We start from the raw sequence: 11,895 nt of genomic DNA on the forward strand, positions 1-11,895 counted from the left end.
GGCAATCGTCTAGCGGCTGCCGCCTTCCCTGCGCCCTGCCGCCTGGGAGCGAAGACGGCCGGCGACAATATGCCACGCCGCCGACGGCACGAACAGTGGAAGCATGGGGTCCATCGCCAGATGCTTTCTCAGCAATGGTGGGTTGATGGTCTTGCGGTTCACCAACCGGTGCAGGATGTCCTTCAACATGGTCTGACGCAGTTCGGACAGCCGCGCACGGTTTCGTTTCAGCTGTGCTTCATCGAGCTGGAACAAACGAGGCAGGGCCAGTTCCAGCTTGGTTTCATAATGCAGCCGGTCCAGCGATTTTTCGGTGCCCCAGCCCGAGCCGGCATGGATGTTCACGCCACGGCCGCAGGTGACTTCCGCCGTGGTGCCGAAGGCATAGGCATCCGTCAGGGTACTCAGCTGCAGCCAGAACAGGAAGTCTTCACCGGCATTGACGAATTCCTCGCGAAAGCGCAGCGCGGCAAACTTCTTGAAGCGGTACACCACGGTCGGGGTTCCAATGACGTTCGCCCTCAGGATCTGCTCCGTCATATTGCCGCGGTAGTGTGCTACCGGCCCGCAGTCGGTGAGGGCCGGGTGTTCGTCTATCCTGAAGCCACTGGTTTGTTCAAAAACCGTTTTTGTCTGGCCAATGCGAAAATAATCGGAAAAATAAAAGTCGTTGCCACGCTCCAAGGCGGCATGTGCGCGCAAAAGATGCGCCGGATGCCACGTGTCGTCTGAGTCGAGGAAGGCCACGTAGTGGCAATGCGGCGACACATTGTCCAATCCCTTGTTGCGGGCGGACGCGGGGCCGCCGTTGGGCTGTTCGACGACACGGACCTTGAGCTGCGGGAAATTTCTCAGCACAGCCGCAACCTCGTCCCGCGCCGGTATCGGCGAACTGTCGTCGACCACGATCACTTCTTCAGGCAAAAGTTCCTGGTTGACAATTGAGGCAAGGGCTTGCTGGAGAAGGCCCTCCTGACGCTGGAAGTAGGGAATCACGACCGCAATCGCCGCGTCGGAAACATGCGTTTCAGCTCCGCTCGGGCCGCTGTTTGGATGGGAAAACGTCGTACTCATGTTGCTGAATATATCACACGCACACGACGATCCACCGTCCGTTTTTCCTGGCGAAAACGGTGTCAACCGCGATCGTCTTCGTGCTTTGCAGTCAGGCTCGCCCACAGATAGGCGGCCGCCATGGTGCGGTGCGGCGCATAGCGCGCCAGCAGGTGCTGGGCTTCGAGCAGCGTCGGCCGCTGGGCGCTGCCGGTCAGATTGTGCAGGGCGTTGCGCACGGCCACGTCGCCTTCGAGCGAACAATCCGTGTAGCCGTAGCCGCGCAGCAGCACGTAATTGACGGTCCAGGGGCCGATGCCCTTGATCGCCAGCAGTTCCTGGCTGACCACGGCGGCATCGCGTTCCCGCTCGAGCGACAGGCTGCCATCGACCACCATGCGCGCCACGCGCAGCACGGTCTCGGCCTTCGCGCCGGAGAACTTGCGGCTGGTCAGGTCTTCCAGGGCGAGGCGGGTGACGTCTTGCGCTTCCGGATAGCACCACAAGCCACTTGAATGCGGGCGGCCGGCCAACTGGATCAGCGTGCGGCGCAGCGCGATCGCGAACGTCAGATTGATCTGCTGGCCGATGATGGCCCAGGTGAGCGCTTCGAATACGGTGGCCGATTGCACGATGCGCAGGCCGGGCTGGCGCGCCAGCATGGGGCCGAGCACGGGATCGTCGTGCGCAAAGGCGGCGAAGGCGGCCGGGTCGATGCGCAGGCCCAGCACGTTCAGCAGCGCATCCTGGACCAGGGTTTCCAGCGCCGGCGTGGCCGGCCCATCGCAGGCGATGCGGCAGCGGGCCTGGCGGCCGTCGAAGCGAATGTCGAGCAGGGTCGGCACGCCGCCCAGCAGCACGCCCTTGCGCAGCCCTTCGGGCGACACCTGCTCGGCCACGCCCTCGGCGTCGCGGCCATGGAAGGCGATGACGTCGGCGATGCGGTAGCCAGGCGGCAGGATGATGTCCTGCGTCGTCTCCATCATTTATTTGCCGCCCGCCGGTGCGGCGGCGCGCCCGAAGCGTGGCCTGAAGCCCGTCACCAGCGCGGTCCCGAGCAGCACGATGGCCGAGCCGGCGATCGTGTGCCAGCCGATGGCTTCATGCAGGAACAGCGCACCCCACAGGATCCCGAACAAGGGATTGAGGAAGGTGACGGTGAGCGCCGAGGTGGTGCCGACTTCCTCGATCAGCTTGAAATAGATGATGTAGGCGATGCCGCTGCAGACCACGCCCAGCGCCAGCACGGCGGCCATGATGCCCATCGACGGCTCGCCCGGCGCCGGGAAGAAGAACACCAGCGGCAGCACCAGGATGGCGGCCGCCCACATCGAGCCGTGGGCGTTGGCGAACGGCGCCACCTTATTTCCCCCACCTTGGGCGGACTTGGCGTACTGGCTGGCGATGCTGTAGCTGAAGGCCGCGACCAGGGCCGCGCCGACGGCGATGCCGGCGCCAGGCCGTTCTGCCACGTGGTCGAAGCCGACCAGCAGCGCCACGCCGCCGGTGCCGAGCAGCAGGCCGAGCGCGCTGCGTCCGGACACCTTCTGGCGCGCCCACGCGGCGCCGACCAGCGCGCCCCACATCGGCGCGGTGGCGTTCAGCACCGACAGCACCGACGCCGACAGGGTGCGCGCGGCGAAGGCGAACAGCAGGAAGGGCAGGGCCGAATTGAACAGGCCGAGGATCAGGTAATGCTTCCAGTGGCGGCGTACGCCGAGCGGGGCGCCCTTGCCGCGCAGGTGGAGGAAGCAGGCCACCAGCGCCAGGAACAGGGCGGCGAAGCCGACCCGGTATTCGATCAGCAGCGCCGGTCCGAGCACGGGCGCGGCGATGCGCATGAAGAGGAAGGAGCCGCCCCAGATGGCGGCCAGCGCCACCAGGCGCAGCATGTTCGCGGTGTTCATTGGTAAAAAGATGGCCCGTCTGATAACGGGCCATTGTGGCAGGACCGGCGTTTTCCTGCCAGCCGCTCCTTGCTTTTGAATTGAAGCTGCCGATCGTCAGGCGGCGCTGGCCAGCGTCAGCGCGGCGGCGTGCGGCACCAGCATCTGCTGCGGCACCGCGTTCTTCACGGCCGTCATCTCGGCCATGATCGAGATCGCGATCTCGGCCGGCGTCTTGCTGCCGATGTAGATGCCGATCGGGCCGTGCAGGCGCGCCAGTTCGGTCTCGGTGAGGTCGAACAGCTTGAGGCGCTCGCGCCGCTTGGCGTTGTTGGCGCGCGAGCCGATGGCGCCGACGTAGAAGGCGTCGGACTTGAGCGCTTCCATCAGCGCCAGGTCGTCCAGCTTGGGATCGTGGGTCAGCGCCACCACGGCGCTGCGCGCATCGAGCTTCGCCTCGATCACCAGGTCGTCGGGCATGGCATGCACCAGGCTCACGCCGGGGATGGAAAAGCCGCTGCGGTATTCCTCGCGCGGGTCGCACACGGTGACGCGGTAATCCATGCCGGCCGCGATCGTGGCCAGAAAGCGCGACAGCGGGCCGGCGCCGATGATGTACAGGCGCCAGCGCGGGCCGTGCAGCGTATGCAGCACGCCATCCTCGATGCGCTGGATGGCGCTGGCCTGCGCTTTGCCGAGGGTGACCGCGCCGCTGGCCAGGTGCACGCGGCGCTCGACCAGCTCGCCGCCATCGAGGCGCTCCAGCAGTTCGGGAATGCGGCTCTCGGTCGACAGCGGCTCGATCGCCAGTTCGATGGTGCCGCCGCAGGGCAGGCCGAAGCGGTGCGCCTCGTCGGCGCTGATGCCGTAGCTGATGATCTCGGGGAGGGCGATCTCGATGCCGTTGTCGCGCACGCGGGCGATCAGGTCGTCCTCGATGCAGCCGCCGGAGACCGAGCCGACCACCTGGCCGTCCTCGCAGATGGCGAGCGTGGCGCCGACCGGGCGCGGGCTCGAGCCCCAGGTCTTGATCACCGTGACCAGCTGGCAGCGCTGGCCGCCCGCCAGCCAGGCGGCACAGGTTTTCAGTACGTCGAGGTCGATGCTGTCCATGGTGTGGTCGCCGCCATATGCGGGGTAGGTACAAGATGGACAATCATACAAAAAAAGCGGGGAGGGCGTTGGAGGTGGCGTGCGAGGGTCGGGAAGCAGGGGGCTGCTCGAATGACTTGGGTTCCCGCCTTCGCGGGAACGACGGTTTTTCGGCTAGCGGTCGATAAGTGACCGTAGCTGCCAGCTTCAAGACCGTCGTTCCCGCGCAGGCGGGAACCCAAGCAAGTGCCGCAGTGTTATCCCCCGCAGCCCCCCAACCTCAAGGCACCAGCGGCTTCTTGCCACTCTTCTTGGCCTTCACCTCGGCCACCGTCTTGTCGATCGCCGCGATGCGCTGCGTGGTCGACGGGTGGTTGGCCGTGTAGCCGTTGAGGATGCGGGCCGGGTAGGTGGCCGCCAGGCGCTTCCAGAAGGCGGACGCGCCTTCGATGCGGTAGCCGGCGCGCGCCACCAGGTAGACGCCTAAGCGGTCGGCCGCCACGTCGTCGGCCACCGGCATGGCCTTGATGCCGCCGCTGCCGATCAGCATCGAGGTGTCGGGCGTGATCGCGGTGAGGTTGTCGATGATGCTGCCGATGGTGGCCGCATTGCGCTGCGTGGCCGCGTGGCCCAGCATATTGTGCGCCATCGTGCGCGCCACGACATAGGCCAGTTCGTCGTCGTTCTGGGCGAAGCCCAGCATGCCGCGGGTGACCATCACGCGCGAGCCGTCGGCGTAGGCGTTGATATTGTCGGCGTTGCCCAGTTCGATCGCGAAGGCGCAGGCGCGGGTGACCGGGATGGTCAGGTCGCGCTGGTTGCCGTTGCGTTCGATCGTCAGCGGCAGGCTGGCCTGCTTCGACATGATCGGGCCGAACACGGCGCCGGCCTGGGACAGGGCGTTCGGGCCCTCGGGCAGCTGCGTGCCGGCCGCCGCCAGCAGGCGGTCGCCCTGGCGCAGGCCGGCCCGCGCCGCGCCGCTGCCATTCAGAACGTTAGTGACCTGCAGGCGCTCGCCCATGCCCAGCACCACCCAGGCCGCCTCGTTGTACTGGCCCGGATAGGTGTAGCGGTTCTTGGCCGTGAAGCCCAGCAGGTTGCGGGCGTGCTTGGTGCACAGCTCGGCGTTGTCGATCAGGAGGGGAGCCGCGATCCGGTACAGGCGGTCGTGCTGGGTCGCCATGCGGGTGAGCGTGTCGGCTGCCGCCGCCATTTGCGGCGTGACCTCGGGCTTGCCCGGCGCCTGGCTCGGGATCACGCCCGGCGTGGTCGACGATTGCATCTGGCCTGGCGTGCTGCAGGCGGCTAGCAAGGCCGCCGTGCCCGCGACCAGGGCCGCGGACTTGAAGCGTTGAAGACGGTTTGGGATCATGGTCCTCCTCTATTATTGTTTGCCGGTGCTGCCGAATCCTCCGGCGCCACGGTCGCTCGATGCGAACTCCTCTACCACATTGAAGCCGACCTGCAGCACCGGCACGACGATCAGCTGCGCCAGCCGGTCCATCGGCTGCAGCACGAAGGTGGTGGCGCCGCGGTTCCAGGTGGAGACCATCAGCTGGCCCTGGTAATCGGAGTCGATCAAGCCTACCAGATTGCCCAGAACGATGCCGCTCTTATGGCCGAGCCCACTGCGCGGCAGGATCATGGCGGCATAGCCCGGATCGCCGATGTGGATGGCGAGACCGGTCGGCACCAGCACCGTCTGGCCAGGCTCGATGGTGAGCGGCGCATCGATGCAGGCGCGCAGGTCGAGGCCCGCGCTGCCCGGGGTGCCGTAGGCCGGCAGCAGGTCTTGCATGCGCGGGTCGAGGATCTTGAGGTCGATATTCTTCATGTGATACTTGTTATGTGTTTTAGGTAAGCAGGGAGCGCTGTTCGAGTCGCTTGGCGATCTCGGACACCAGCTGGCGCGCCAGCGTGAGCTTGTCGGCCCGCTCGAGCACCGTGTGGCCGCTCTCGTCGAACAGGATCACGGTATTGTCATCCTGCCCGAAAGTCTGGTGGCCGATATTGCCCACCAACAGAGGGATGCCCTTCTTTTCGCGCTTGGCCGCGCCGTACTGTTCCAGCTGCTCGGATTCGGCCGCGAAGCCCACGCAGTAGGGCCAGCCCGAGAGGGTGACGGTGGCCGCCACCGACGCCAGGATGTCGGCGTTCTGCGCGAACTCCAGCTGCGGCGGCGCGCCATCAAGCGTCTTCTTGATCTTCTGGTCGCTGGCATTGGCCACACGCCAGTCGGCCACCGCCGCCACGCCGATGAACACGTGCTGGCCTTCCACGCCCGCCATCACGGCGTCGTGCATCTGCTGCGCGGTGAGCACGTCGATGCGGCGCACGCCATGCGGCGTGGGCAGCGACACCGGACCCGAGACCAGGGTCACTTCGGCGCCGGCTTCGCGCGCCGCGCGCGCCAGCGCATAACCCATCTTGCCCGACGACAGATTGGTGATGCCGCGCACCGGATCGATCGGCTCGAAGGTCGGGCCGGCCGTGATCAGCACGCGCCGTCCGGCCAGCACCTTGTGCTGGAACGAGGCGATCAGTTCTTCGACCAGTTCCTCGGCCTCCAACATGCGGCCCAGGCCCGTCTCGCCGCAGGCCTGCGAGCCGCAGCCGGGGCCGAACAGCTTGATGCCGTCCTCACGCAGCTGGGCGACGTTGCGCTGGGTGGCCGGGTTTTCCCACATCTCGACGTTCATCGCCGGCGCCACGTGCAGCGGCACATGGCGCGGGCGCGCCACGCACAGCGTCGACAGCAGGTCGTCGGCCGCGCCGTGCGCGAGCTTGCGCATGAAGTCGGCCGAGCAGGGGGCGATCAGGATCGCGTCGGCGTTGCGGGTCAGGTCGATGTGGGCCATATTGTTGGCCATGCGCGCGTCCCACTGGTCCAGGTAGACCGGCTGGCCCGACAGGGCCTGCATGGTGACCGCGCCGATGAAGTGCGTGGCGGCCTCGGTCATGACCACCTGCACGCTGGCGCCCTGCTTGACCAGGGCGCGACACAGCTCGGCCGCCTTGTAGCAGGCCACGCCGCCGGTCAGGCCGAGGACGATGCGCTTGCCTTTCAGCTCCATGTTCAAGCTCCTTTAAGTCTTGTTCACCCGGCGCAGCTCGTCGAGGACGAACAGCACCGCACCCACCGAGATGCCGATGTCGGCGATATTAAAGGCCGGGAAGTGGCCGATGCCGTTCCAGTAGAAATCGAGGAAGTCGATCACGTGGCCGTGCACCACGCGGTCGATGCCGTTGCCGATCGCGCCGGCCATGATCAGGGCCAGGGCGAAGCAGAACAGGCGCTGGCTCGCGTTCTTCGACATCATATAGATGCAGAACACCACGGCGCCGATCGCGATCCCCAGGAACAGCCAGCGCTGCCAGCCGCCGGCGTCGCCCAGGAAGCTGAACGCGGCGCCCGGGTTGTACACCTTGATCAGGTTGAAGAAGCTCGTGATCGGCAGCGTTTCGGCATAGGCGAAAGTACGTTCGACGGTGATCTTGGTGACCTGGTCGAGCAGGACGATGATCAGGGACAGGCCGATCCAGGGGAACAGGCTGGCCTTGCTGCTGGTGACGAGTTTCAGTCCTGGTACGGCTGGTTTCTTTTTGGTTGCCATGGTGTGTGGTATCGGTACGCGCCATGCCGCCCGGGAGGCGGCATGGCGGAAAAACCCGCGGGTCGATCGACCCGCGGGAGCTTAGGCGTAGCGGCGCTTCTCGCCGGCGCCGAACAGGTTGCTGGTGCAGCGGCCGCACAGCGTCGGATGCGCGTGGTCGTGGCCGACGTCGCGGCGGTAGTGCCAGCAGCGCTCGCACTTTTCGGCCGTCGACGGTTCCACGGTCACGCTTTCGTCGGCCTCGGCCGCCACTTCGCTGACGGTCGCCTGCGAGGTGATGAAGACGAACTTCAGGTCGTCATCCAGGCTGGCCAGCGCGCGGTACTTGTCGCCAGACGCCTTGATCGCCAGCTCGGCCTGCAGCGAGGAGCCGATGGCGCCTGAGGTGCGGACTTCTTCGAGCTGCTTGGTGACGTCGAGGCGCACCTGGCGCAGCAACGCGTACTTGGCCAGGAGGGCGTCGCCGTCTTCGAGTGCAGGGAAGGTCCACAGCGTCTGGGTGAAGATGGTCTCGTCGCTGGCGGCAAAATCCTCGGCGCCGGCAAACTTCTCCCACGCTTCTTCAGCGGTGAACGACAGGATCGGTGCCATCACGCGCAGCAGCGAGTGGGCGATGTGCCACAGCGCGGTCTGCGCCGAGCGGCGCGCCTGCGATTCCACGCCGGTGGTGTACAGGCGGTCCTTCAGGATGTCGAGGTAGAAGCCGCCCAGGTCTTCCGAGCAGTAGTTCTGCAGGCGGGACACGACCGGGTGGAACTCGTAGCGCTCGAAGTGGGCGGCGACGTCGTTCTGCAACTGGGCCATCGAGGCGATCGCATAGCGGTCGATCTCGAGCAGCTCGGCCATCGGCACCGCGTGCTGCGCCGGGTCGAAGTCCGAGGTGTTCGCCAGCAGGAAGCGCAGCGTGTTGCGGATGCGGCGGTACGACTCGGTCACGCGCTTGAGGATCTCTTCGCCGATCGACAATTCGCCGGTGTAGTCGGTCGAGGCCACCCACAGGCGCAGGATGTCGGCCCCGAGGGTGTCCGAGATCTTTTGCGGCGCCATCGTGTTGCCGAGCGACTTGGACATCTTCTTGCCGTGTTCGTCGACGGTGAAGCCGTGGGTCAGCAGCGCCTTGTACGGCGGTTCGCCATTGAGCATCGACGAGGTCAGGAGCGACGAGTGGAACCAGCCGCGGTGCTGGTCCGAGCCTTCCAGGTACAGGTCGGCCGGGAAGCTCGACTGCGCCTTGTGCGAGCCGCGCAGCACGGTCTGGTGGGTGCTGCCCGAATCGAACCAGACGTCCAGCGTGTCCTTGTTCTTTTCAAAGATCGCGGCGTCCTCGCCCAGCAGGGTGGCCGGGTCGAGTTCGTGCCAGGCCTCGATGCCGCCCGCTTCGATCAGCTTGGCCACCTGCTCCAGCAGTTCCGGGGTGCGCGGGTGCAGCGCGCCGGTTTCCTTGTGCACGAAGAAGGCCATCGGCACGCCCCACTGGCGCTGGCGCGACAGGGTCCAGTCCGGACGGTTCTCGATCATGCCGTGCAGGCGTGCCTGGCCCCAGTCCGGGAAGAACTGCGTCTTCTCGATGCCGGCCAGCGCGGTCTGGCGCAGGGTGGCGCCGCCATCCTTCGGCACGACGTCCATGCCGGCGAACCACTGGTTGGTGGCGCGGTAGACGATCGGGGTCTTATGGCGCCAGCAGTGCATATAGCTGTGGTCGAACATCTTCAGTTCGAACAGGGCGCCCGCTTCGGTCAGCGCGCCGCAGATCGGTTTACTCGCTTCCCAGATCGTCATGCCGCCGAACAGCGGCAGGGTCGAGGCGAAGCGGCCATCGCCCATCACGGGCTTGAGCATCTCGTCGTCCTTCATGCCGTGTGCCTTGCACGACTGGAAGTCTTCCAGGCCGTAGGACGGCGCCGAGTGGACCACGCCGGTGCCGCTGTCGACGGTCACGTAGTCGGCCAGGTAGACCGGCGACAGGCGATCGTAGAACGTGTCCTGCGCGTGCAGCGGGTGCTTGAAGCGGATGCCTTCGAGCTTGGCGCCGACGGTGGTGGCGATGACCGTGCCTTCCAGCTTGTAGCGGGCCAGCACCGACTCCACCAGCTCCGAGCCCAGGATCAGCAGTTGCGGCTGGCCGTCACGCTCGACCTGCACCAGTGAGTAGCCGACTTCCGGGCCCACGTTCAGGGCCTGGTTGGACGGGATGGTCCACGGGGTCGTGGTCCAGATGACGATGAAGCCTTTGTCGACCGGGAGTTTATCCAGGCCGAAGGCGGCGGCGATCTTGTCGTGTTCGTAGAACGGGAAGCCGACGTCGATCGCCGGGTCGCGCTTGTCCTGGTATTCGACTTCGGCCTCGGCCAGCGCCGAACCGCAGTCGAAGCACCAGTTCACGGGCTTCAGGCCCCGATAGACATAGCCTTTTTCGAGCAGGGTGCCGAGCGCGCGCAGCTCGTCGGCCTCATTGCCGTGGGCCATGGTCATGTACGGGTTGTCCCACTCGCCCAGCACGCCCAGGCGGATGAAGCCGGTGCGCTGGCGGTCGATCTGCTCGAGCGCATAGGCGCGTGCCTTTTGCAGCACTTCGGCGGTCGGCAGGTTCTTGCCGTACAGTTTTTCGATCTGGATCTCGATCGGCATGCCGTGGCAATCCCAGCCCGGCACGTAGGGCGCGTCGAAGCCGGCGATGGTGCGCGACTTGATCACCATGTCCTTGAGGATCTTGTTGACGGCGTGGCCCAGGTGGATGTCGCCGTTGGCGTACGGCGGACCGTCGTGCAGGATGAAGGTCGGACGGCCCGCGGCCGCCTTGCGCACGCGCTCGTAGATTTTTTTATCCTGCCATTGCTTGATCCAGCCCGGTTCGCGCTTGGCGAGGTCGCCCCGCATCGGGAACGGGGTGTCGGTCATATTGACCGGGTATTTGCTTTCAGGCTTTTTTGGGCCCTTGGGCGCCTTGGACTGGCCGTTGTTCTGTGTGGTATCGGACATAAGCTTCTTCTGGTAAGTGTTCGGTGTGCACGGCGCAGCGCGCCGCGGCAGAGTCTGGTGAGGCGCTTCCAACAAGCCGTTACGGCCCGGGAAGCGCGCTCAAATTCGGTCGGTCGCCGTCAGCGCGCTGTTGCGGTGGGCGAAGAACGCGCGCGCCTGGGCCGCGTCGTTGTCGATCGCGGCGGTGAGCGTGGCCAGGTCGTCGTATTTCTCTTCGTCGCGCAGCTTGGCCAGGAATTCCACGCGCACCAGCTTGCCGTAGCATTGCTGGCCATAGTCGAAAACATGGACTTCAAGCAGCATACGGCCGGCATCCTCGACGGTCGGACGCACGCCCAGGCTGGCCACGGCCGGCAGCGGCGCGTCCGCCAGGCCGTGCACCTGCACGACGAAGATGCCAGACAGGGCAGGGCGGTGCGCGACCCGCAGGTTCATGGTCGGAAAGCCCAGCGTGCGGCCCAGCTTCTGGCCATGGATCACGTGGCCCGACATCGCATATGGATGGCCGAGCAGCTCCCTGGTACGGGCGAAATCGCCTTCCAGCAGGGCAGCGCGCACGGCCGAGGACGAGATGCGCTGGTCGCCATGCATGACGGCGTCGAGGGTGTGGACGTCGAAGCCGAACTCGCGGCCGGCCTCGACCAGCATCGCGATATCGCCCAGGCGCCGGGCGCCGAAGCGGAAATCGTCGCCGACCATCAGCCATTTGACGTGCAGGCCGTCGACCAGCACGCGCTCGATGAAGTCGCGCGGCGACATGGCGGCGAACTGTTCGTTGAAATGCTCGACGATGACGCGGTCGATGCCGGCCTGGTCGAGATCTTCGAGTTTGTCGCGCAGGTTGGCGATGCGGGCCGGGGCGCGCGACAGGTCGCCGGATTTGCGGGCGAAGTATTCGCGCGGATGGGGTTCGAACGTCATCACGGCCGCTTCCAGGCCGAGCCCCTCGGCGGCGCTGCGCACGTGGGCCAGCAGGGCCTGGTGGCCGCGATGGACGCCGTCGAAATTGCCGATCGTGAGCGCGCAGGGCGCACGCGCCCTGTCGTTGGGAAGTCCGCGAAATACCTTCATCAAATCTGGGTCCGGTTGCGCGCCGCGCTACGTTGGAGCGGCGCCAAAACCCTGATTATACGGTAACTCGGTAGTTGCATATGGGCGACGGCCGTAGGGATCGTTAACGCAAAAACGTCGTCCCCGCGAAGGCGGGGACCCAAGCTTGCCAGCGCAGCTACTTCGTTGGACCGAAGTGGACTGCGCGAAACCTTGGGTCC

Annotated in this window: 10 protein-coding genes; all 10 read right to left on the reverse strand. The window is 66.1% G+C overall.

Annotated elements, in window-relative coordinates; translation table 11 throughout:
* Positions 1 to 9 precede the first annotated feature (9 nt).
* The 10 genes from FVD38_RS19680 to FVD38_RS19725 all read right to left on the reverse strand — a co-directional run bounded on the left by FVD38_RS19680 (position 10) and on the right by FVD38_RS19725 (position 11,695).
* Positions 10 to 1,074 carry a glycosyltransferase family 2 protein gene (locus tag FVD38_RS19680; RefSeq protein ID WP_147936383.1) on the reverse strand — a complete coding sequence of 355 codons (1,065 nt, stop codon included), beginning with the start codon at positions 1,072 to 1,074 and terminating at the stop codon, positions 10 to 12.
* 62 nt (positions 1,075 to 1,136) lie between these two features.
* On the reverse strand, positions 1,137 to 2,036 hold the full coding sequence (locus FVD38_RS19685) for a DNA-3-methyladenine glycosylase family protein (RefSeq protein ID WP_147936423.1): 900 nt from the start codon (positions 2,034 to 2,036) through the stop codon (positions 1,137 to 1,139).
* Positions 2,037 to 2,039: 3 nt separating this feature from the next.
* Positions 2,040 to 2,960 (reverse strand): DMT family transporter, encoded by a 921-nt coding sequence (locus tag FVD38_RS19690; RefSeq protein WP_229493850.1) that lies wholly within the window; start codon positions 2,958 to 2,960, stop codon positions 2,040 to 2,042.
* A gap of 96 nt (positions 2,961 to 3,056) precedes the next feature.
* Positions 3,057 to 4,052 carry an XdhC family protein gene (locus FVD38_RS19695; RefSeq protein ID WP_147936384.1) on the reverse strand — a complete coding sequence of 332 codons (996 nt, stop codon included), beginning with the start codon at positions 4,050 to 4,052 and terminating at the stop codon, positions 3,057 to 3,059.
* Positions 4,053 to 4,311: 259 nt separating this feature from the next.
* Positions 4,312 to 5,403: a M48 family metallopeptidase gene (locus FVD38_RS19700; protein ID WP_147936385.1), complete on the reverse strand. Its 1,092-nt coding sequence runs from the start codon at positions 5,401 to 5,403 to the stop codon at positions 4,312 to 4,314.
* A 12-nt stretch (positions 5,404 to 5,415) separates the two neighbouring features.
* A complete protein-coding gene (dut, locus tag FVD38_RS19705; RefSeq protein ID WP_123068883.1) occupies positions 5,416 to 5,865 on the reverse strand; it encodes a dUTP diphosphatase in 450 nt (149 codons plus the stop codon).
* Between the two features lie 19 nt (positions 5,866 to 5,884).
* Entirely contained in the window at positions 5,885 to 7,105 is a 1,221-nt protein-coding gene (coaBC, locus tag FVD38_RS19710; protein ID WP_147936386.1) for a bifunctional phosphopantothenoylcysteine decarboxylase/phosphopantothenate--cysteine ligase CoaBC, read from the reverse strand.
* A 12-nt stretch (positions 7,106 to 7,117) separates the two neighbouring features.
* Positions 7,118 to 7,645, reverse strand: coding sequence for a signal peptidase II (gene lspA / locus FVD38_RS19715; protein WP_147936387.1), 528 nt, complete (start codon positions 7,643 to 7,645; stop codon positions 7,118 to 7,120).
* Between the two features lie 81 nt (positions 7,646 to 7,726).
* A complete protein-coding gene (ileS, locus tag FVD38_RS19720) occupies positions 7,727 to 10,624 on the reverse strand; it encodes an isoleucine--tRNA ligase (protein WP_147936388.1) in 2,898 nt (965 codons plus the stop codon).
* A gap of 99 nt (positions 10,625 to 10,723) precedes the next feature.
* Complete coding sequence (locus FVD38_RS19725; RefSeq protein ID WP_147936389.1) at positions 10,724 to 11,695, reverse strand: bifunctional riboflavin kinase/FAD synthetase; 972 nt, start codon at positions 11,693 to 11,695, stop codon at positions 10,724 to 10,726.
* Between the last annotated feature and the right edge of the window lie 200 nt (positions 11,696 to 11,895).

Origin of the sequence: Massilia arenae, assembly GCF_008014745.1 — a bacterium.
In the GTDB taxonomy this organism is placed as follows: domain Bacteria; phylum Pseudomonadota; class Gammaproteobacteria; order Burkholderiales; family Burkholderiaceae_D; genus Telluria; species Telluria arenae.

Bases quoted from the DNA above. Each gene is read 5' to 3' on its own strand.
- FVD38_RS19725 (WP_147936389.1), bottom strand. From the start codon at position 11,695: ATGAAGGTATTTCGCGGACTTCCCAACGACAGGGCGCGTGCGCCCTGC.
- coaBC (WP_147936386.1), bottom strand. From the start codon at position 7,105: ATGGAGCTGAAAGGCAAGCGCATCGTCCTCGGCCTGACCGGCGGCGTG.
- ileS (WP_147936388.1), bottom strand. From the start codon at position 10,624: ATGTCCGATACCACACAGAACAACGGCCAGTCCAAGGCGCCCAAGGGC.
- lspA (WP_147936387.1), bottom strand. From the start codon at position 7,645: ATGGCAACCAAAAAGAAACCAGCCGTACCAGGACTGAAACTCGTCACC.
- FVD38_RS19695 (WP_147936384.1), bottom strand. From the start codon at position 4,052: ATGGACAGCATCGACCTCGACGTACTGAAAACCTGTGCCGCCTGGCTG.
- FVD38_RS19690 (WP_229493850.1), bottom strand. From the start codon at position 2,960: ATGAACACCGCGAACATGCTGCGCCTGGTGGCGCTGGCCGCCATCTGG.
- FVD38_RS19685 (WP_147936423.1), bottom strand. From the start codon at position 2,036: ATGGAGACGACGCAGGACATCATCCTGCCGCCTGGCTACCGCATCGCC.
- FVD38_RS19700 (WP_147936385.1), bottom strand. From the start codon at position 5,403: ATGATCCCAAACCGTCTTCAACGCTTCAAGTCCGCGGCCCTGGTCGCG.
- FVD38_RS19680 (WP_147936383.1), bottom strand. From the start codon at position 1,074: ATGAGTACGACGTTTTCCCATCCAAACAGCGGCCCGAGCGGAGCTGAA.
- dut (WP_123068883.1), bottom strand. From the start codon at position 5,865: ATGAAGAATATCGACCTCAAGATCCTCGACCCGCGCATGCAAGACCTG.